Genomic DNA, 19,440 nt, shown 5'->3' on the forward strand with positions numbered 1-19,440 from the left:
CGAGTGCACTGATAATGGCCATGCACCCCGGATCGATCGGCAGACAGAAAGGCACCGTGGCGTTGGCGACTTTCCTCATCGATCTGTCGCCCACCGACATGGCGCAGCGTCTTCACGACGCTCTGAGCGTGTACGTCGATGCAATGCGCTACCCGCGCGGGACCGAGGGCCAGCGGGCGGCGATGTGGCTCGAGCACACCCGCAGGCAGGGGTGGAAAGCCGTCGCCGCCGTGGAAGCCGACACCGCGGAGCAGTTGGACGCCGCTCCCCTGCTCGGTATCGCCTACGGCTATTGCGGCGCCCCCGACCAGTGGTGGCAGCAGCAGGTGGTGGCCGGGCTGCACCGCATCGGCGTGCCTGCCGAGGAGATCGGGCGGCTGACCAGCAGCTATTTCGAGCTGACCGAGCTCCATATCCACCCAAGCGCCCAAGGTCGCGGACTGGGTGAAGCGCTGGCCCGTCGGCTGCTGGCCGACCGCGGCGAGTCCCACGTACTGCTGTCGACCCCGGAGATCATCGGCGAGGCCAACCGGGCCTGGCGGCTCTATCGTCGGCTCGGATTCACCGACGTGATCCGCGGCTACCACTTCGCAGGCGATCCGCGGGCGTTCGCGATTCTGGGTCGCAGCCTCCCGCTGTAGCGCGGATCTGGCACGATACCCACGTGCGCGACCGATCCCGCCGCCTGCGCTTACGCGCCATGGCGTTGTTGCTGCTCATCGTTGCGCCCTTGGCGGTCGGGTGTGTGCGAGTCCACGCGTCGATCACGGTGTCGCCGGACGACCAGGTCTCCGGTCAGATCATCGCCGCCGCCAAAGCCCGCGACTCAGACGACCAGGGGCCGCAGTTCGATCTCAATGTGCCGTTCAGCCAGAAGATCTCGGTATCGAAGTACAAATCCGACGACTTCGTCGGCTCCGAGGCGGTGTTCTCCAACCTCAGCTTCTCCGAGGTCCCGCAGCTGGCCAACCTCAACCGCGAGGCCGCCGGAGTGGACATCTCGCTTCGGCGGGCAGGCAATCTCGTGATCCTCGAAGGCCGGGTCGACCTGACCAGCGTCACCGACACCGACGCTGACGTTTCGCTGACGGTTTCCTTCCCCGGCGAGGTGACGTCGACCAATGGCGACCGCCTCGACACCGACGTCGTCGAGTGGAAACTCAAGCCCGGCGTGGTGTCGACGATGAGCGCCCAGGCCCGCGCCACCGACCCCAGCACCAGGTCCTTCACCGGGGCGGCGCTCTGGCTCGGGCTCGGCGCGCTGGTGGTGTCCGGCGTCATCGGCAGCCTGGCCTGGGTCAGCAGGGACCGCTCGCCGCGATTCGCCAACTCCGATCAGGCCGACAGGTAGCCGACGTTCTAGTCTGGTTGCACCCGGATCTCTCCGCTTGCGGTCATACACAGAAAGGGGCGCTGCGCTGAGCGTCGAAGCAGCTCCGTCTGCCGTCCAGCTGGCCGGCGCCGTCACCGATCAACTTCGGAAGTACCTGGCCGGCCGCCGCGCCGACGCCGCCTACATCGGTACCGACTACGACCGGCTGATCGGTGCCCTCGAGGACTTCGTGCTGCGCGGCGGCAAACGGGTGCGGCCCGCCTTCGCCTACTGGGGATACCGCGCCGTCACCGCCGACCCTGATCTGCCGGTCGACGACGACACGCTGCGGTTGTTCTCGGCGCTGGAGCTGCTGCACGCCTGCGCGCTGGTGCACGACGACGTCATCGACGATTCCGCGACGCGGCGCGGCTGGCCGACGGTCCACGTCCACTTCACCGACGTGCACCGCAGCAGCGGCTGGCGCGGCTCGCCCGAGCAGTTCGGCCGCTCGGCCGCGATCCTGCTGGGTGACCTGTCGCTGGTGTGGGCCGATGACATCATCGCCGCGGCGAATCTGGACGACGACGGCCGGCGCCGCGTCCGGCGGGTGTGGTCGGACATCCGGACCGAGGTGCTCGGCGGTCAGTACCTGGACATCGTCGCCGAATCCAGCGGCGCCGAGTCCATCCAGTCGGCGATGAACGTGAACACCTACAAGACCGCCTCGTACACGATCTCGCGGCCGCTGCAGTTCGGCGCCGCAGCCGCCGCCGACCGACCCGACGTCCAGCGGATCTTCTACGCACTCGGCACCGACCTGGGTGTGGCGTTCCAGCTGCGCGACGACGTTCTCGGCGTGTTCGGCGATCCCGCCGTCACCGGCAAACCGTCCGGGGACGACCTGCGGTCCGGCAAGCGCACCGTGCTGCTCGCCGAGGCCGTGCAGCGGGCGTCCGACTCGGATTCGGCCGCCGCGGATCGGCTACGTGCCGGAATCGGCACCGAGCTGTCCGACGCCGACGTGCGCCAACTGTGCGACGTGATCGAGTCGGTGGGCGCGCTGGCCGCGGTGGAGGGCCGCATCGAACTGCTGACCAACCGGGCGCTGAGCCTGCTGGAGAGCGCGCCGATCAACGCGCCGGCCAAGGCTGGTCTGACCGAACTCGCCAGATTGGCCGCCAACCGGTCCGCCTAGGCCCATGTCCGCCACCACACCCACCACACCGACCAGCCGGGGCGGCCTCGCGCGCCTGGCCGCGTTCACCGCCGCCGACGAGGGCCGGCCGGCGCTGCTGGGTTTCCTCGGCGCGATTCTGCTCACCCTCGGCGGCCTCGGCGCGGGCAGCACCCGTCAGCACGACCCGGTGCTGGAGTCGATGCACCTGTCCTGGTTGCGGTTCGGGCACGGCCTGGTGGTCTCGTCGGTGCTGCTGTGGGTGGGGGTCGTGGTGATGCTGGTCGCGTGGCTGTGGGTGGGCCGGCGGGTCGTCGATCCGGATGCCGAGGTCAGCGAGTTCGCGATGATCGCCACGGCGGGCTTCTGGCTGGCTCCCCTGCTGCTGAGCGTTCCGCTGTTCAGCCGGGACACCTATTCGTATCTGGCGCAGGGCGCACTGCTGCGCGACGGTCTGGACCCCTACGCCGTGGGGCCGGTGGAGAACCAGAACTCGTTGCTGGACAACGTGAGTCCGATCTGGACGACGACCACCGCACCCTACGGTCCGGCGTTCATCCTGGTCGCCCGGTTCGTCACGACCCTGGTCGGTGACCATGTCGTGGCCGGCACGATGCTGCTGCGGCTGTGCATGCTGCCCGGCCTGGCGCTGCTGATCTGGGCCGCACCGCGGGTGGCCCGCCACATCGGCGCGAACGGTGCGGTCGCACTGTGGATTTGCGCGCTCAACCCGCTGGTGATCATTCACCTGATGGGCGGCGTCCACAACGAGATGCTGATGGTCGGGCTCATGATGGCCGGCATCGCGCTGACATTCGCCCGCCATCACGCGGCCGGGGCGGCGTTGATCGCGATCGCCGTCGCGGTCAAGGCCACCGCCGTGCTGGCACTGCCGTTCATGGTCTGGGTATGGATGCGACATCTGCGGGACCGGAAGAAATACAGCGCGCCAAGAGCTTTCGCGATCGCATCGGCGGCGTCGGTGGCGATCTTCGTCGCTGTGTTCGCCGTACTGTCCTGGGTCGCCGGGGTGGGCCTGGGCTGGCTGACGGCGCTGGCCGGTTCGGTGAAGATCATCAACTGGCTGACCATCCCGACGGCGATCGCCAACCTCACCAACGCGATCGGCGGACTGTTCTTGCCGGTGAACTTCTACGCGGTGCTCGACGTCACCCGGATCGCCGGGATCGTGATCATCGCGGTGTCACTTCCCTTGCTGTGGTGGCGGTTTCGGCATAACGACCGCGAGGCCCTCACCGGCATCGCGTGGGCGATGCTGGTGGTCGTGCTCTTCGTCCCCGCCGCGTTGCCGTGGTACTACACCTGGCCGCTCGCGGTGCTGTCGGCGTTGGCGCAGTCCCGCGCCGCCATCGCCCTGATCGCCGGGTTCTCGACGTGGATCATGGTGATCTTCAAACCGGACGGCTCACACGGGATGTACTCGTGGATCCATGTACTGCTGGCCACTGCGTGCGCTCTGGCGGCCTGGTATTCGCTGAAGGTCAGTACGCCATCGCCTGGGCGCGCCGAACCACCTCACGAGCCTGATGAGCGTGCAGCGCATCAACCGGGCGAGCGTTGCTGACCGGTTCATGCGATCCATCGCGGGTGATCGTCAGTGACGGGTCGGCGGTGAACAGCCAGCGCAGGATCTCGGTGTCGCGGTAGCCGCCGTCGCGCAATACCGCCAGCAGGCCGGGCAGGCTCTTCACCACCTCGCCCTCGGCGTTGAGGAAGGCCTTCGGGATCATCGGGGCCCCGCCGCGTTTCACCGCGACCAGATGGCCTTCACGCAACTGCTGGTGCACCTTGGTCACCGGGACGTGCAATAACTCGGCGACCGCCGGCAGATCGTATACGGGCTCGTCGGGATCCAGCACATCTTCGCCGGCGGGAATGCTGCTCACCGGCCCAGTCTAGAACTGTTCGGCCGCGGCATACCATGTGTCGGTGACGTCGGACCCCCTCAACGGCGTGTTGCTGGAAGACCGGTACCGCGTCGACGCCAAGATCGCCACCGGCGGCATGTCCACCGTGTATCGCGGTCTCGACGTGCGTCTGGACCGGCCGGTCGCCCTGAAGGTGATGGACGCGCGGTACGCAGGAGACAGCCAGTTCTTGACCCGCTTCCAGCGGGAGGCCCGTGCGGTGGCCCGGTTGAAGGACCCCGGGTTGGTCGCGGTCTACGACCAGGGTCTCGACGGCAGTCATCCGTTCCTGGTGATGGAGCTGATCGAGGGCGGCACGCTGCGCGAGTTGCTGCGCGAGCGCGGGCCGATGCCCCCGCACGCGGCGGCGGCGGTGCTGCGTCCGGTGCTCGGCGGGCTGGCCACCGCGCATCGCGCCGGACTGGTGCACCGCGACGTCAAACCCGAGAACGTGCTGATTTCCGACGACGGCGAGGTGAAGCTGGTCGACTTCGGATTGGTTCGCGCGGTCGCCGAAGCCGGGATCACCTCGACCAGCGTGATTCTGGGCACCGCGGCCTATCTGTCGCCCGAGCAGGTCAGCACCGGGGCGGCCGACGCACGCAGCGATGTCTATGCGGTCGGCGTGCTGGCCTACGAATTGATCACCGGCGCAACGCCGTTCACCGGCGACAATCCGCTGACCGTCGCATACCAGCGGATGGATCACGACGTCCCGCCGCCCAGTGCGGCGATCAGCGGGGTGCCGCCCCAGTTCGACGAGTTCATCGCGCGCGCGACAGCTCGCGACCCCGAGTCGCGGTTCGCCGACGCGGCGGAGATGGCCGAAGACCTGGACGCGATCGCCGTGGAGTTGGCGCTGCCGAGGTTCCGGGTACCGGCGCCGAAGAACTCCGCTCAGCACGCCGCGGCCACCGCGTTTCACAGCAGGCCCACGGTCGACTTCCACCCCGCCCAGCAGCCGGTGCCCGCGCAGACGGCGCCGCCGCTGCCGCCGCCACCGGCCGTCAAGAATCCCACCCGTCAGCTCATTCGTGACCCGCAGGACTGGCAGCCGGTCGCAGAGGATGACGAGACTCCGGAACTGGCAAGCCAATTCGCCGGTATCGACATCGGTGAGTTCATCTGGGAACGGCAGCGCGGCCGTCGGGCACTGATGTTCTGGACCCTGATCGTGCTGCTTCTGACCGGCGGTGTGGCGGCGGCAGGCTGGACCCTGGGGACCAACCTGCAAGGCCTGATCGGTTAGTCGCGCAGCATCTCCGCGACCAGGAACGCCAGCTCGAGTGACTGCTGGGTGTTCAGCCGCGGGTCGCAGGCCGTCTCGTAACGCCCGGCCAGGTCCGAATCCGAGATGTCCTGCGCGCCACCGAGGCATTCGGTGACGTTCTCGCCGGTGATCTCGACATGCATGCCGCCGGGATGGGTGCCCAGCGCGCGATGGACCTCGAAGAAGCCCTGCACCTCGTCGACGATGCGGTCGAAGTGGCGGGTCTTGTAGCCCGTCGAGGACTCATGGGTGTTGCCGTGCATCGGGTCGCACTGCCAGATGACATGGTGACCCGACGCCTGCACCTTCTCGATGATCGGGGGCAGCGTGTCGCGGACCTTGCCGTTGCCCATCCGGCTGACCAGCGTCAGGCGACCGGGCTCGTTGTTCGGGTCGAGGCGCTCGACGTACTCCACCGCGAGTTCCGGTGAGGTGGTCGGGCCGATCTTGACGCCGATCGGGTTCGCGATCACCTCGGCGAACGCCACGTGAGCGCCGTCGAGCTGACGGGTGCGCTCCCCGATCCACACGTAGTGCGCCGACAGGTCGTAGAGCTTGGGTCCGCCCACAGCCTCGGCGTCCATCCGCAGCATCGCGCGCTCGTAGTCCAGCACCAGCGCCTCGTGGCTGGCGTAGATGTCGGCGGTGTCCAGGTTGCGGTCGTTGACACCGCAGGCCGTCATGAAGCGCAGACCGCGATCGATTTCACCGGCCAGCGTCTCGTAGCGGGCACCTGCCGGTGAGGTCCGGACGAACTCCCGGTTCCAGTCGTGCACCGCGTGCAGCGAGGCCAATCCCGACGACGTCAGCGCGCGCACCAGGTTCATTGCGGCGCTGGCGTTGGCGTAGGCACGGACAAGTCGCGACGGATCGTGTTCGCGCACAGCGGCGTCGGGGGCGAAACCGTTGACCATGTCACCGCGGTAGGACTTCAGCCCGAGGGCGTCGGTGTCCGACGAACGCGGCTTGGCGTACTGACCGGCGATGCGAGCGACCTTGACCACCGGCATGCTGGCGCCGTAGGTGAGCACGACGGCCATCTGCAGCAGGGTGCGGATGTTGGCGCGGATGTGCGGCTCGGTGTTGTCGACGAAGGTCTCGGCGCAGTCGCCGCCCTGCAGCAGAAACGCCTTGCCGAGGGCCACATCGGCCAGCTGCGACTTGAGCTTCTCGATCTCCGACGGCACGGTGACCGGCGGCACGCTCTCGAGGACGGTCCGCATCGCGGCGGCCTGCTCGGGATCCCAGCTGGGCTGCTGCAGCGCCGGCTTCGTCAGCGCCGCATCGAGCCGTCCGCGCAGGTCAGCCGGGAGCGGCGGGAGCGACGGCAGCTGCTCGATCGGTACGTCAACGGTCCAGTTCACCCGTCCATGGTAACCGGGCCGCGCATCCCCTTTTACCGGCTGACCGGCGTCGCGCCCAGGTCGACACCGGTGGTCATCAGCACGTACCGGCGCCGGTTGTGGCGTGCGTCGACCAGGGCGTCATGGGTGTCCTGCGGTCGCGGCGGCATCCGCGGGCTGCCGCGGTCCTCCCAGAACTGGCGTAGCTCGCGGGTGAACCGCGGGATCTGCGGCGGCAGGCTGGTCATCGGCCCCCACAACTGGCAGAGCGCGACGTGGTCGTAGGCGGCCACCCAGGCCCACAGCTCGATCGGTTCGTCGCCGTCGATACCCAGGAACTCCTCCAGGCCCTCCCGGATCTGGCGGCGCGAGCGCCACAGCTGCGACGACGGGCTCGGCAGCTTCGGCAACACGTTGGTGCGCACCCACCGGCCCGCGGAGTCGGGGTCGAACTCGGTGGAGATCGCGTAGAACTCGCGTCCGTCGTCGGCGACCACGCCGATCGAGATCAGGTCGATGATCCGACCGTTGTCGATGAACTCCGTGTCGTAGAAGTACCGCACCGGCGGCACCCTATCCCTTCGCCTCGGCCCGCGGCAGCGGCGCGGGGGCGGCGTGAATCTCCTTGTCGAGCTCGGCGTCGACCTCGGCGTCGGCCGGGAAGCTCGGCTCACCGGCGATGATGTGCTGCAACCACAGCTTGGCCTGCACGACGGGGCGCCGCATGTAGCGTTCCCGCTCCAGGGCCTTGTGCATCTTCCGGGGCTTGTCCTGGTAGTGCCACCGTGCCCACGGAGCGTGCGGACGGGACAGCCGGATCGCGCCGATGAACAGCAGCGGCGTGATGAACATCCCGATCAGGCCGGTCCACACCTTGCCCTTGAGCAGGACCACGACGGCGAGCGCGAGCGTCGCGACGGCGAGCACCACGACCAGCGTGCGGGCGCCGACGGAATCGTCGGCGCGCCAGATGCCGATGTCGAAGAACGACAGCAGGTTGAAACCCATGATCAGCAGGCCGGCCACGGCGATCGCGGCGAACACCGCGTCCACCGAGGCGCGGCCGTCCTCGGCCCAGTAGACGTCCTCCAGATGCAGGATGAGCGCGAACTCGTCGAGGACCAGTGCCGCGCCGATGCCGAAAACGATTGCAGCAGCGGTGAACTCGCTGGTTCCGCCTTCGGTGGCCATGGTCACCATCGCGACCCCAGAGATCATCACCAGGATGATGCCGAACACGGCGTGGTGAATGTGCAGGCCGCCGTGGCCGGAGATGTTGCGCGGCTGCCACCATCTGCGGGGAGCGTCGTTGCCGGCGTTGTGCCGGATGTAGCGGACGATCGTGCGGGTCACGAAGAACGTGAGGATGAACGCGATCAGACACCACATCAACGGCACGCGCCCGGGGGCGACGACATCGAAGTGCAGGTGGTAGGGCACGGGAGGTGAAGATACGCGCCGACGCGCCCCGATGGGCCCGGCACGGCCGGGATACGTCCCGGCGCGTCGCGGCGCCGGAGATAGTCTTGTTCGCGAGATGAGTAGCGACGTGGGCAGTCCGGCGCGGCCCTGGTTGGTCGCCGGGTGGCGGGTGATGCAGGTCGCGATCGTCGCGCTCCTGGTCTACGCCGGCTGGCTGTTGTTCGGGCATATCCCTTATCGGATCGACATCGAGGTCTACCGGATGGGCGGCCAGGCCTGGCTGCACGGTCAGTCCCTGTACTCCGGTGATGCGACATTCCGCACCACGATCGGACTGGGCCTGCCATTCACCTATCCCCCGCTGGCGGCCATCGTGTTCAGCCCGTTCGCCTGGGTGTCGCTGTCGGCGGCGAGCGTGATCATCACCGTCATCACCCTGGTCCTGGTGCTGGTGTCGACCTGGATCGTGCTGACCCGCCTGGCGGTGTGGCCGGCCTCGACGCTGACCCGGGAGCCAGCCTGGATGCGCCGGGCCTGGCTGTCGGCGGGCATCGTGGCGCTGGCGGTGATGTATCTGGAACCCATCGACGCCAACTTCGCGTTCGGCCAGATCAACGTGGTGCTGATGACGCTGGTGATCGCCGATTGCGTGCCGCGCCGCACTCCCTGGCCGCGCGGGATACTGCTCGGGCTGGCGATCGCGCTGAAGCTGACCCCAGCGGTATTTCTGCTGTACTTCCTGCTGCGCCGCGAGGGTCGCGCCGCGCTGACCGCGGCCGCCACCTTCGTCGCGGCCAGCCTGCTGGGCTGCGCGCTGGCCTGGCGCGATTCGCTGGAGTACTGGACAACCACGATCCGCCACACCGACCGGATCGGCAGCGCGGCGCTCAACACCAACCAGAACATCGCGGGCGCGCTGGCCCGGCTCGGCCTGGACAAGGGCACCCACTTCATCCTGTGGACGCTGGCGTGCTTCGCTGTCCTGGGCCTGACCGTCTGGGCGGTCCGGCGGGTGCTGGGGGCCAGCCCCGACGCCGAAGCGCCGACGCTGGCGCTGATGTGCGTGGCCCTGTTCGGGCTGATGGTCTCGCCGGTGTCGTGGTCACACCACTGGGTGTGGGCGCTGCCGACAGTGGTCACGGCCGCGGTGGCGGCCTACCGGCGGCGCAATATCGCGCTCGGCGTGGTGACCGCCGTCGGTGTGGCGTTGATGGTGTGGATTCCGCTGGAATTGCTGCCCCAGCATCACGAGGAGTCGGCGTCGTGGTGGCGCCAGCTGCTCGGGATGTCGTACGTCTGGTGGGCCCTGGCCGTGATCGTCGTCGCGGGGCTGACGGTGACCACACCGGTCGCTAACCTGCGGCGGACTCCGGGAACCGCGCCGGTGGCTGACCTGGTCCACCCTGCTTAGGGTCGCCGGGTTCCTCGCTGTTCTTCAACGTCGCGGCGTAGATGTCGACGTACTCCTGGCCGGACAGCTCCATCAGCTCGTACATGACCTCGTCGATGACGGCCCGCTCGATGAACCGGTTGCCCGCCAGTCCGTCGAACCGGGAGAAGTCCATCGGCTTGCCGAAGCGCACCGTCACCCGGCCGAAGCGCCACATCTTCGATCCCGGCGGGTTCACGACGTCGGTTCCGATCATCGCGACCGGAATCACCGGCACCTGGGTCTCGAGCGCGAGCCGCGCCAGTCCGGTCTTGCCCTTGTACAGCCGCCCGTCCGGCGAGCGGGTGCCCTCGGGATACATGCCCATCAGCTTGCCCTGCGACAGCAGCCGCTCGGCGGTGGTCAACGCCGCCTGCGCGGCGTCGGCGTCGGTGCGGTCGATCGGGACCTGTCCGGCGACGGTGTAGAACCACCGGGTGAACCAGCCCTTGATCCCGGTGCCGGTGAAGTATTCGGACTTCGCCAGGAAGGTGATCCTTCGCCGGACCACCAGCGGGAGGTAGAAGCTGTCGGCCACCGCCAGGTGATTGCTGGCCAGGATTGCCGGGCCGTTGGTCGGAACATGTTCCAGCCCTTCGACTTTCGGCCTACCTAAGAGGGACAGCAACGGGCCCATGAAGATGTACTTGAACAGCCAGTACCACATGGAGCCTCCCGATCACCGCACGCTTTCGTGCAACTCTACCCAGGTCCGCGGGCACCGACCACAGGTCGCACCCGGTTCTCACCGGATCATCAGGGCGCGGGCAGCGTCACTCCTCGACGCTGACGGGAATGTGTTGGTAGCGGCTGCCGGGGCGCTCCGGCGAATCTGGGCCGGGCGGCTCCGGGGGTGTCCGGTCCGGCTCCGGTGGGCTTGTGCCGTCCTCGGCGATGATCGTGCGGATCACCGTCACCAGCGCCACGCTGTGCTCGGCGACCACGGTGAGCAGCGGGTGTTGTTCGCCGTTGACCAGCGCTGCCAGCGCACACACCGGGCACCACACCTGCTGGCACTTACCCTGCCCGCCACCGGATGCCATTGCCGCACCGGCCCGTACGGCCGGGTCGAGCCGGTCGAGGATCGCCTGGGCCAGGGCGCGCAGTTCCGGGCCCAGGTCGGGATGCGGGCCGTTCACGCGGGCCACACCTCCGGATTGGGTCGAAAGCGCACGGTCAGCTCGGTGCCGCGCAGGGCCGCGTCCATCACGATGCACCGCCGCAGAACCGACGCCAGCCGTACCCGGCGCCGCATCCCCGCGGCGCCGATGATCAGGTCGTCGTCGACCCGGCCCAGCGTCAGCGTGCCCGGATCGATTTGCGGCAACTCTAGCCGCATGCGGTAGACGGCATCGAGCCCTGAGCCCGATTCTCGGTCCACCACCGGCTTGAGCGGCCCGGGCGGTGCCGAGCCGTCCCGACGCCGGACACTGTCGAGCAGTTGTCCGAGCGCCTTGGGTCCGATCGGCTCACCGGCCAGATGGGGTGCCAGCACAAGTTGGACGTCACCGATGGTGGCGGCGAGCTCATCGAGCACCGATTGCTGTTCGGAGATTCGTTCGGCGTACCAGCCGAACGCCGGGTGATCCGGAAGATTGCGGTACTCGTACGAATCATCTTGGACGAGAACCTGGTTCACGATCAGTTCAGCGACGCGCACACCCATCAGCGCCAGCGAGCCCAGGGTGCGGACCGCCTCGGCGGCCACTACCCGCTCCGCGGTGAGCACCAGGTGGGCGCTGACCCGTTCGGCATCGGTGAGCAGGGCGGACAACCCCTCGACGGCCCCGCTGATGCCCTCGACCACAGCGACGGTGGCCGCGGCGTGCACACTGTCGACGGCCGCGCTGAGCCGGCGATGGCGGGGCCAGGCTCGCTCGACATACATCGCGAAGGCGGCAGGCAGTGTCAGCATCCGCATCGCATCGGCCGTCGAGGCGCAGTCGACGACGACGTAGTCCCACTGGCCGGAGTCGGCCAGCGCGGCCACCTCGGCCAGCCCTAACACTTCTTGGATTCCCGGCAGAGCGGAAAGCTCTTCCGGGGCAACGTCTTTGATGTCGGACTCCGGAAATCTGGCGGCCAGCACCGGCGCGACGGCACGCCATCTGGCCGCGAGCAGGGCCAAGGTGTCCAGCGCCAGCGCGTCAAGGTGGCCGCCCGCGGTGTCATCGGTGCCCTCCTCGGTGAGGATCCGCACCGGATCGCGGGTCCCGGTCGGCGGAACCGCCAGTCCGAGAACATCGCCGAGGGAGTGGGCCTGATCGGTGGACACGGCCAGCACCCGCTGACCGGCCAGCGCTGCCCGGACCGCCGTCGCCGAGGCCAGCGTCGACTTTCCGACGCCGCCTTTGCCGACGAAGAAACTGATCCGGGCCCGGTCAGTCACTCAGCCCTCGACCCATTTCTTCAGGTCCTTGAGCGCGGTGTCGGTCAGCCTGCGCTCGGCCTTGCGCTTGAGCAGGCCGATCATCGGGATCATCAGATCCACCGACAACTCGTAGGTGACATCGGTTCCAGAACCTTTGGGTTGCAACGTGTATGCGCCGTCGAGTGCCCGCAAGAGCGAGCTTGAAACCAATGACCAGCGCACCGACTTGCGGTCGGCCGGCCACTCGTAGGCCAGCACCATGGTGTCCTTGAGAACAGCGGCGTCCAGAACCAGTCGCGCGACCAGCGGGTAACCGGCGTCATCGGACTCGATGACCTCGGTCTCCTTGTATTCGGAGACCCATTGCGGGTACGACCCGATATCGGCGATGACATCCATCACGGTGCGGGGGTCCGCGTCGATGTAGATGGTCTGCGCCGTCTTGTCAGCCACTGTTGCCCATTCCCATCGCTTGCGCTGCGTGACCCGACCGGGGTCCGCTCCCTCGGCCACAAAGGTACCCTCCCGCCCGAGGGTCTGACCTGATATCAGGTGCCGGGTGCGACGCCCACCGGGCGGGACGCCTCCAAAGCGGATTTCACCTCGAACGCCATCCGTTTACCGGCCACCCGACGCTGATGCGTGAGCTTGGCGAGGTTCATCTTGGCCAGCTGCCAGGCCGCCACCCCGGAGGGCTCGGCGTGCAGAAAATAGTGCAGCAGCACGCCGTCGAGCACCGGCTCCAGCCAGATCTCCATGGTGCCGGTCAGCGGGCCGGTCACCGTCCACCGCACCCCCTTGTCGGCACGGTCCTCGACGACCTCGAGACGCAGGTCCGGCCACCACCGCCGCCAGCTCGCCCGGTCCGCGACCGCGCGCCCGACCGCCGCCGGATCTGCCGCGACAAATGTCTCGTCGGCGACCTGGATGCTGTTCATGCCAACAGCTTCACATATCGGGTCCGTGGCCGGGGTGCCTGGTTGCCGGTGACTACGCTGTTGACATGCGTGAGTACACCGTTCCGGCGTCGTTCACCATCGGCGAGCACGACAATGTCGTCAGTTCGGTGTACGACCACGAGCGCACCGATCCCAGCTACGTGATCGTCCAACGGCTGGTCGACGGCGGTTGGACCGACGTGACGTGTGCCGAGGTCGCCGCCCAGATCCGCTCGGCGGCGCTGGGATTGATCGCCGAAGGCGTGCAGGCGGGCGACCGGGTGGCAATCCTGTCGGCGACCCGCTACGAGTGGGTGATCCTCGACTACGCGATCCTGTCGGTCGGCGGGGTGACGGTGCCCATCTACGAGACGTCCTCGGCCGAACAGATCCGCTGGGTTCTCCAGGACTCCGGTGCCGTGCTGGTGTTCACCGAGACCGAGTCCCACGCGCAGATGGTCTCAGAACTCACCGACGAGCTGCCGGACCTGCGCAAGGCGCTGCGGATCGAGTCCTCGGGCCCCACCGCGCTCGACGAGCTGGCCGAGGCCGCCGCCGGTGCCGAACCCGCAGAGCTGGAGCGGCGGTTGGCGGCGTTGCGTTCGGCCGACCCGGCGACGCTGATCTACACCTCGGGCACCACCGGCCGACCCAAGGGCGTCCAGCTCACCCATGCCAATCTGCTGTTCGAAACCCGCGGCACCACAACATGTTTCCCGACGCTACTGCGACAACACGAGCGGCTGCTGGTCTTTTTGCCGTTGGCGCATGTGTTGGCACGCGCCCTGTCCATGACCGCGTTCGCCAACAAGGTGACGCTCGGCTACACCAGCGACATCAAGAACCTGGTGCCGATGCTGCAGTCGTTCAAGCCGACGATCGTGGTGTCTGTACCGCGAGTGTTCGAAAAGGTCTACAACACAGCCGAATTGAACGCCCGCAACAGCGGCAGGGGTCCGGTCTTCGAGCTGGCCGTCAAGACCGCGATTGCCTACAGCGAGGCGCTGGCCGGCGACGGCCCCAACCTGCTGCTCAAGCTCGGCCACGCCGTGTTCGACCGACTGGTGTACAGCAAGCTGCGCGCCGCCCTCGGTGGGGACTGCCACGCCGCGATCTCGGGCGGCGCGCCGTTGGGCAAGCGACTCGGCCACTTCTACCGCGGCGCCGGGCTGTCGATCTACGAGGGCTACGGGCTGACCGAGACCAGCGCGGCGATCACGGTGAACCGAATCGGCGAGCTCAAGGTCGGCACGGTCGGAAAGTTGGTGCCGGGCAACAGCATGGCGCTCGCCGAGGACGGCGAGCTTCTGGTCTCCGGTGGCGTCGTGTTCGCCGGCTACTGGCGCAACGAGAAAGCGACCGGCGAAGCGATCGTCGACGGCTGGTTCCACACCGGGGATTTGGCCCGCATCGACGCCGACGGCTTCGTGTCGATCACCGGCCGCAAGAAAGAGATCATCGTCACCGCGGGCGGCAAGAACGTCGCCCCCGCGGTGCTCGAAGATGCCCTGCGAGCTCATCCGCTGATCAGCCAGGCGATGGCCGTGGGCGACAACCAGCCGTTCATCGGTGCCCTGATCGCCATCGACCCCGAGGCGTTCGAGGTGTGGAAGACCCAGCACGGCAAGGCCGCCGGCGCCTCGGTAGGTGATCTGCGGACGGATCCCGATCTGGTCGCCGAGGTCGAGTTGGCCGTCAAGGACGCGAATCAGCATGTGTCCCATGCCGAATCGATACGCAAGTTCCGCATCCTGCCGGATGACTTCACCGTGCAGACTGGTGAGCTGACCCCGACGCTGAAAGTCAAGCGCAATGTGGTGGCGGAGAAGTTCGCCGACGAGATCGGAGCGATCTATGCAAAGTAGGTTCTTGGTGACCGGTGCCGTCGGCGCCTTCGCCGTGACGGCGTCGCTGTTTTCGTGCGGAGTCGCGTCCGCGGATGCCTACGCAGGCGAGACCTACAGCGACGCGGCCGGCGCGCTGAGCGGGTCCGGCATGACCGTCGTCGTCGGTGGACGCGTCGGGTCCGAACTGCCCACCGAAGAGTGCATCGTCACCCGGTCGCAGAAGGCGCCCTGGGTCAAAGGCAGCAACTTCCAGCAGGTGAACAACACCATGCTGCTCTTCCTGAACTGCAATGCCGCCGTGGCGACGGCGGGCAAACCCGGCAACTCGGCGGCCAGCCCGGAGGGGCAGCAGGCGCTCAAAGACGAACAGGCATATGAATGGAAGAGCACGACCGAGGACGGCGCCGCGTGGTGTGCCGAGAACATGAAGGCACATCCCACCTGGACGGGTAACGCATTCGACGGCTGCCCGGGCACCGGCACCTAGAGCAGGCCGGCGACGAAGCCGGCCGCCTGGTCGGGGTACGGCGGCAGCTCGTAGTTGCTATGGGCGGCGCGGTCGAGGCCCGGCGAGCAGATCGGGTCGCCGCCGCTGCAGAGGTCGATGGCGCGGCCTGCGAACTGGCCGGTGTTCGACAGCGGGGTGCCGAACCGGGCACCCGGGTTGCCGAACACCGCGACGGCCGCGATCTGACCGGCGGCGGCCGGCGGCAGCGGCGCAGCCGAACCGATGCTGCCGATGCGCTGCCCCACCGGCGGGACGCCGGCCAGCATGGACACCGCCGCCGCCCCTTGGGAGAACCCGCCGAGCACCAGGGTGGTCTGCGGGCAGCGGGCACCCATGTCCGCGATGCGGGCGGCTGCGTCGTCGGCGCCGGACGCCGCGGCGAGGAAGTTGAAGCTGGCCGGGTAGTTCACTGCGTAGGTGCCCATGCTGCGCCCGCCCAGGCGGGGTGCGAGCGCGTCGACGAAGGCCTGTCCGACCCGCCCCAGGCCGGGTGGCTCACCGGTGCCGCGGGCGAAGATCACCTCGACGTCGGGACAGTCGTCGGCCGACGCGGCGCCGACCGGGCCCACCATCGTTGCGACGGTCGCCAGAACGGCGCCGAACGCGGCGACCCGGGTTCTGCTCATCGTGAGCATCGTCACACGGCGTGGTCGGCCACGCGTAGGAGTTCGGAAAGCCGCGCGGTGTGCGCCGCCCAGTTCCAGTCCGCTTCGACCCACCTCCTGCCGGCCTCCCCCATCCGCGCGCCGAGCGCGGGGTCGCCGAGGATGTCCGACACGGCCTCGGTGATCTCCTCGACCGAGCGTCCGTTCACCACCCGTCCGGTTTCGCCGTCCTTCACCGCCTCGGGGGCACCACCGGAGTCGCCGGCCACCACCGGCACGCCCGCGGCCGAGGCCTCCAGGAACACGATGCCGAGTCCCTCCACGTCGAGCCCGGAACCCCTTGTGCGGCAAGGCATTGCGAAGACATCGGCCATCGCGTAGTGGGCCGGCAGCTCGGCGCTGGGCACCGCCCCGGTGAACACCACGTCGTCGGTGACACCCACCTGCGCGGCGAGCTTGTGCAGGTCGTCGGCGTAGGGCCCGTTGCCGACGATCGCCAGTACGGCGTCGGGCACCCGGCGGCGGATGCCGGGCAGTGCCTTGATGAGCATGTCCTGGCCTTTGCGCGGCACCAGCCGCGACACGCAGACCACGGTGGGCCGCTCGCCGAGGCCGTAACGAGCGCGCAGCTCCGCCCGGGCCGCGGGATCTGGACGGAAACGGTCGGCATCGACCCCGGGGGGCAGATGCTCCAGCGCGGCGTCCGGCCCGAACGCCGAGGCGAACCGTCCGCGGGTGTAGTGACTGACGAATGTCACGACGTCGGTGGTGTCGCCGATGCGGCGTAGCGCGGAACGCGCGATCGGCAGCATCGACCAGCCCACTTCGTGGCCATGGGTACTGGCCACCACCCGGCGTGCGCCGGCGCCACGGGCCCGGCCGGCGAGCAGCGCCAACGGGGCGGCGGCCCCGAACCACACCGTGTCGATGTCGTGCTTGCCGATCAGTTCACGCATCCGGCGGTCCACGCCGGGCTCGGGCAGCATCAGCGTGCCGGGGTGGCGAACGATGCGGTAGCCGGCCGCCTGGTCGTAGGCCTGCGCGTCCTTCCACGTCGGGGCGTAGACGGTGAGCTGGTGTTCGCCACTGTCGGCGAGCCGTCTGACGAACTGCTCCAAGTAGGACTGGATACCGCCCCGGCGGGGTGGAAAGTCATTGGTGACCAGCAGGACTCGCGTCATCGCCGTACACGCTAGCCGGTCAGCCACTGCGCCCAGCGGGCGCGTAGCTCGGCGATATCGGTGTTCAGCGCCCTGCGCACGGCCGTCGCGAAGTCGCCGTGGCCTGGACCGCACGCCTCGGTGTAGAGCCTTCGCAATGCGTCGACGCCGTAGGTATCGGCCACGAACCGGGCGAACCACCAGGCCCGGTCGTAGCCGTGGGCACGCAGCGGTCCGGCGGCGTCCAGGTCGGCGTCGGCGGGTAGCCCGGTGTCCGCGGCGGCGCCCGGGGGTAGCGGCGTCGGCGGGCGGGCCACGAAATCGGCCACCCCTTCGACCAGCCAGCGCGGAGCGTCCAGCGCGGTGTCGGCGCGGGCGGCGAGGTGAAACAGCTCGTGGGTCAACACGATTCGCAGCGCTTGATCGCTCATCGCGACGGCGCCCGGGGCGAACACCATGCGCTGCCCGCCGGCCCGATGGTGGGCGAAATCGACCTGGTCGGCGACCGAGACCGCCGCGATGTCCTGCCACTGACCGCGCGGATCCAGGCCCGCCTGGGCGACAAACTCCTGCGGCGAGCCGGTGGCGATGATGACGATCTCGCGATCCCAGTCGGTGCCCCAGAACTTCTCGACGGCGGCGACAGCGTCACCGATGTCGCCGGCGATCCGGGTGAGCAGGCCGTCGGTGCGGTCTCCACCGAGGCTGATCAGTCGCACGGTGCGGCCGTCGCCGACGACCAGGGGCGACGGTGCGGGAACGGCGGAGCGCGGCGACGGCGGAGTCGCCGCGGGAGCGGCTACCAGTGCGGAGCCACCGAGCAGCTCAGTGATCAGAACGACGGCCAGGACGGCCGCGAATGCGCGCCGTCGCCGGGGTGCGTCAGTAGCGACGGACGTTGTAGATCGGGGCGTTGTTGACCGGAGCGATCATCACCGGCCGGCCGAACGTCGAGGCGTGGACCATCATCCCGTCACCGATGTAGATCGCCGAGTGCGAGGCGTCGGAGTAGTAGTTCACGACGTCGCCGGGCTGCATCTGATCCATCGAGACCGGCTGGCCACCGGCGGCCAGCGCCTGGCTGGAATGCGGCAGGAAGATGCCGGCCTGCTGGAAGGCCCACATCACCAAACCGGAGCAGTCGAATTGATTGGGACCCGATCCACCCCAGACGTACGGATCACCGATCCGGGTCAGCGCCGCCTGGACAGCGACGGCGGCCTGTTCGCCGCCACCGCCAGGCGTCGGTACGGCGGCCATCGGCGTCACCTGGGCGGCGTCCGGCGGCGGCGGGGCATCCGGTGCCGGCGGCAGCGCATCGGGCGGCGGCACATCGTTGAGCGGGGGCAGGCCCGCAGGCGCGGGAGCGGCCAGGATGTCCGCCGGCGGCACGGGACCGGGCGCGGCCAGCGCGGTGCGCTGCTCCGGGGTGAGGGTCTGGTACCGCGACTTCACGACCGAGATCTGCACCTGCAGCTGGGACTGCTTGCGCTGCAGGTCGGCGCGGACCGCGGCAGCCTGCTCGGCGGCCGTCTTGGCCTCGCCCGCCGACTTGGCGGATTCAGCCTCGGCCTGGCGCAGCTGGTCGTTCAGCTGGCGGTAGCTCTGCATCTGGGCGGCCATCTCGGTGGCCATCACCCGCTGCACCGCCATCTTGTCGATCAGACCCTGGGGCGACTCGGCGGTCAGGATGGCGTTCAGGCCGTCGGTGCGGCCGCCCATGTAGACCGCGGCAGCAAATTTGTCGACCGCAGCCTGGTAGGTCGCCAACTGGGCCTTTGCGCTGTCAGCTGCGGCGAGGTCATCGGTGTGCTTCTTCTCCGCAACGGTTTCGGCCTGCAGCTTCTTGTCAAGATCGAGCTGAGCGGAATGCATTGACTCGGTGAGCTGTTCTGCCTGTCGTGACAGTTCGTTCAGCTTGGCCACACCGTCTTCGGCGGGGTCGGCATGCGAGGCACCGGAGATAACGGCGGAGAGGACCAGGAAGCCCGCAATCCCACCAACTAGAGGGCGCTTGAGAACGCGTTTAGTCAGGTATCTGCGGTCAGAGCTCAAAATTGCGTTCCTTTAAGTGCCGTCGACGTTGATGCATCGAGTGCCTTAGGTCTCGAACAGGTTACGAAATGGCAT

21 protein-coding genes are annotated in these 19,440 nt (G+C 68.5%); 8 read left to right on the forward strand and 13 right to left on the reverse strand.

Going from position 1 to position 19,440, the window contains the following annotated elements:
• The first annotated feature begins 62 nt into the window (after positions 1 to 62).
• From BST42_RS27135 to BST42_RS27150, 4 genes are read left to right on the forward strand one after another with little or no spacing between them, the layout of a single operon-like run.
• A complete protein-coding gene (locus BST42_RS27135; RefSeq protein WP_083122833.1) occupies positions 63 to 641 on the forward strand; it encodes a GNAT family N-acetyltransferase in 579 nt (192 codons plus the stop codon).
• Between the two features lie 59 nt (positions 642 to 700).
• The gene (locus BST42_RS27140) at positions 701 to 1,351 is read left to right on the forward strand and encodes an LppM family (lipo)protein (protein ID WP_083122810.1); all 651 of its coding nucleotides are present in this window, start codon (positions 701 to 703) and stop codon (positions 1,349 to 1,351) included.
• 37 nt (positions 1,352 to 1,388) lie between these two features.
• Positions 1,389 to 2,510: a bifunctional (2E,6E)-farnesyl/geranyl diphosphate synthase gene (gene idsA2 / locus BST42_RS27145; protein ID WP_435406073.1), complete on the forward strand. Its 1,122-nt coding sequence runs from the start codon at positions 1,389 to 1,391 to the stop codon at positions 2,508 to 2,510.
• Positions 2,511 to 2,514: 4 nt separating this feature from the next.
• Entirely contained in the window at positions 2,515 to 4,074 is a 1,560-nt protein-coding gene (locus BST42_RS27150) for an alpha-(1->6)-mannopyranosyltransferase A (protein WP_083122811.1), read from the forward strand.
• Here the strand turns inward: BST42_RS27150 and BST42_RS27155 are convergent.
• Entirely contained in the window at positions 3,992 to 4,396 is a 405-nt protein-coding gene (locus tag BST42_RS27155) for an Rv2175c family DNA-binding protein (protein WP_083122812.1), read from the reverse strand. The genes BST42_RS27150 and BST42_RS27155 overlap by 83 nt on opposite strands.
• Positions 4,397 to 4,433: 37 nt before the next feature.
• On the opposite strand from BST42_RS27155, the gene BST42_RS27160 reads away from it, so the two are divergent.
• Positions 4,434 to 5,666 (forward strand): protein kinase domain-containing protein, encoded by a 1,233-nt coding sequence (locus BST42_RS27160; protein WP_083122813.1) that lies wholly within the window; start codon positions 4,434 to 4,436, stop codon positions 5,664 to 5,666.
• Here BST42_RS27160 and BST42_RS27165 read toward each other — a convergent pair.
• From BST42_RS27165 to BST42_RS27175, 3 genes are read right to left on the reverse strand one after another with little or no spacing between them, the layout of a single operon-like run.
• Positions 5,663 to 7,051 (reverse strand): class II 3-deoxy-7-phosphoheptulonate synthase, encoded by a 1,389-nt coding sequence (locus BST42_RS27165; protein ID WP_083122814.1) that lies wholly within the window; start codon positions 7,049 to 7,051, stop codon positions 5,663 to 5,665. The two genes, BST42_RS27160 and BST42_RS27165, sit on opposite strands and share 4 nt — an antisense overlap.
• Before the next feature lie 32 nt (positions 7,052 to 7,083).
• On the reverse strand, positions 7,084 to 7,593 hold the full coding sequence (locus BST42_RS27170; RefSeq protein ID WP_083122835.1) for a polyadenylate-specific 3'-exoribonuclease AS: 510 nt from the start codon (positions 7,591 to 7,593) through the stop codon (positions 7,084 to 7,086).
• Positions 7,594 to 7,603: 10 nt separating this feature from the next.
• Positions 7,604 to 8,419 carry a hypothetical protein gene (locus BST42_RS27175; RefSeq protein WP_083122836.1) on the reverse strand — a complete coding sequence of 272 codons (816 nt, stop codon included), beginning with the start codon at positions 8,417 to 8,419 and terminating at the stop codon, positions 7,604 to 7,606.
• Between the two features lie 148 nt (positions 8,420 to 8,567).
• On the opposite strand from BST42_RS27175, the gene BST42_RS27180 reads away from it, so the two are divergent.
• Positions 8,568 to 9,863 (forward strand): glycosyltransferase 87 family protein, encoded by a 1,296-nt coding sequence (locus tag BST42_RS27180; RefSeq protein WP_083122815.1) that lies wholly within the window; start codon positions 8,568 to 8,570, stop codon positions 9,861 to 9,863.
• Here the strand turns inward: BST42_RS27180 and BST42_RS27185 are convergent.
• From BST42_RS27185 to BST42_RS27205, 5 genes are all read right to left on the reverse strand, one after another.
• Positions 9,805 to 10,548 (reverse strand): lysophospholipid acyltransferase family protein, encoded by a 744-nt coding sequence (locus BST42_RS27185; protein ID WP_083122816.1) that lies wholly within the window; start codon positions 10,546 to 10,548, stop codon positions 9,805 to 9,807. The genes BST42_RS27180 and BST42_RS27185 overlap by 59 nt on opposite strands.
• A 106-nt stretch (positions 10,549 to 10,654) precedes the next feature.
• Positions 10,655 to 11,020: a hypothetical protein gene (locus BST42_RS27190; protein ID WP_083122837.1), complete on the reverse strand. Its 366-nt coding sequence runs from the start codon at positions 11,018 to 11,020 to the stop codon at positions 10,655 to 10,657.
• The gene (locus BST42_RS27195; RefSeq protein ID WP_083122817.1) at positions 11,017 to 12,270 is read right to left on the reverse strand and encodes an ArsA family ATPase; all 1,254 of its coding nucleotides are present in this window, start codon (positions 12,268 to 12,270) and stop codon (positions 11,017 to 11,019) included. Before BST42_RS27195 ends, BST42_RS27190 begins: the two co-directional genes overlap by 4 nt.
• On the reverse strand, positions 12,271 to 12,705 hold the full coding sequence (locus BST42_RS27200; RefSeq protein WP_083122818.1) for an SRPBCC family protein: 435 nt from the start codon (positions 12,703 to 12,705) through the stop codon (positions 12,271 to 12,273).
• Positions 12,706 to 12,800: 95 nt separating this feature from the next.
• The gene (locus BST42_RS27205; RefSeq protein ID WP_083122819.1) at positions 12,801 to 13,190 is read right to left on the reverse strand and encodes a polyketide cyclase / dehydrase and lipid transport; all 390 of its coding nucleotides are present in this window, start codon (positions 13,188 to 13,190) and stop codon (positions 12,801 to 12,803) included.
• A 65-nt stretch (positions 13,191 to 13,255) separates the two neighbouring features.
• Between BST42_RS27205 and BST42_RS27210 the strand changes: the two genes are divergently transcribed.
• Both BST42_RS27210 and BST42_RS27215 read left to right on the forward strand, forming a co-directional pair.
• Positions 13,256 to 15,055, forward strand: coding sequence for an AMP-dependent synthetase/ligase (locus BST42_RS27210; RefSeq protein WP_083122820.1), 1,800 nt, complete (start codon positions 13,256 to 13,258; stop codon positions 15,053 to 15,055).
• A gap of 7 nt (positions 15,056 to 15,062) precedes the next feature.
• Positions 15,063 to 15,524, forward strand: coding sequence for a hypothetical protein (locus BST42_RS27215; RefSeq protein ID WP_207569587.1), 462 nt, complete (start codon positions 15,063 to 15,065; stop codon positions 15,522 to 15,524).
• Here the strand turns inward: BST42_RS27215 and BST42_RS27220 are convergent.
• Genes BST42_RS27220 through ripC form a run of 4 tightly spaced genes read right to left on the reverse strand, consistent with a single transcriptional unit; the run spans position 15,521 to position 19,365 of the window.
• A complete protein-coding gene (locus BST42_RS27220) occupies positions 15,521 to 16,171 on the reverse strand; it encodes a cutinase family protein (RefSeq protein WP_435406074.1) in 651 nt (216 codons plus the stop codon). The two genes, BST42_RS27215 and BST42_RS27220, sit on opposite strands and share 4 nt — an antisense overlap.
• 11 nt (positions 16,172 to 16,182) lie before the next feature.
• The gene (locus tag BST42_RS27225; protein ID WP_083122822.1) at positions 16,183 to 17,331 is read right to left on the reverse strand and encodes a glycosyltransferase family 4 protein; all 1,149 of its coding nucleotides are present in this window, start codon (positions 17,329 to 17,331) and stop codon (positions 16,183 to 16,185) included.
• An 11-nt stretch (positions 17,332 to 17,342) separates the two neighbouring features.
• Entirely contained in the window at positions 17,343 to 18,146 is an 804-nt protein-coding gene (locus BST42_RS27230; protein ID WP_435406075.1) for a hypothetical protein, read from the reverse strand.
• Between the two features lie 46 nt (positions 18,147 to 18,192).
• Positions 18,193 to 19,365, reverse strand: coding sequence for a peptidoglycan hydrolase RipC (ripC, locus tag BST42_RS27235; protein WP_083122824.1), 1,173 nt, complete (start codon positions 19,363 to 19,365; stop codon positions 18,193 to 18,195).
• Positions 19,366 to 19,440 lie beyond the last annotated feature (75 nt).

Origin of the sequence: Mycolicibacterium rhodesiae (genome assembly GCF_002086695.1) — a bacterium.
In the GTDB taxonomy this organism is placed as follows: Bacteria; Actinomycetota; Actinomycetes; order Mycobacteriales; family Mycobacteriaceae; genus Mycobacterium; species Mycobacterium rhodesiae.

Bases quoted from the DNA above. Each gene is read 5' to 3' on its own strand.
- BST42_RS27150 (WP_083122811.1), top strand. From the start codon at position 2,515: ATGTCCGCCACCACACCCACCACACCGACCAGCCGGGGCGGCCTCGCG.
- BST42_RS27205 (WP_083122819.1), bottom strand. From the start codon at position 13,190: ATGAACAGCATCCAGGTCGCCGACGAGACATTTGTCGCGGCAGATCCG.
- BST42_RS27175 (WP_083122836.1), bottom strand. From the start codon at position 8,419: ATGTGGTGTCTGATCGCGTTCATCCTCACGTTCTTCGTGACCCGCACG.
- BST42_RS27140 (WP_083122810.1), top strand. From the start codon at position 701: ATGGCGTTGTTGCTGCTCATCGTTGCGCCCTTGGCGGTCGGGTGTGTG.
- BST42_RS27185 (WP_083122816.1), bottom strand. From the start codon at position 10,548: ATGTGGTACTGGCTGTTCAAGTACATCTTCATGGGCCCGTTGCTGTCC.
- BST42_RS27180 (WP_083122815.1), top strand. From the start codon at position 8,568: ATGAGTAGCGACGTGGGCAGTCCGGCGCGGCCCTGGTTGGTCGCCGGG.
- BST42_RS27225 (WP_083122822.1), bottom strand. From the start codon at position 17,331: ATGACGCGAGTCCTGCTGGTCACCAATGACTTTCCACCCCGCCGGGGC.
- BST42_RS27210 (WP_083122820.1), top strand. From the start codon at position 13,256: ATGCGTGAGTACACCGTTCCGGCGTCGTTCACCATCGGCGAGCACGAC.
- BST42_RS27220 (WP_435406074.1), bottom strand. From the start codon at position 16,171: ATGAGCAGAACCCGGGTCGCCGCGTTCGGCGCCGTTCTGGCGACCGTC.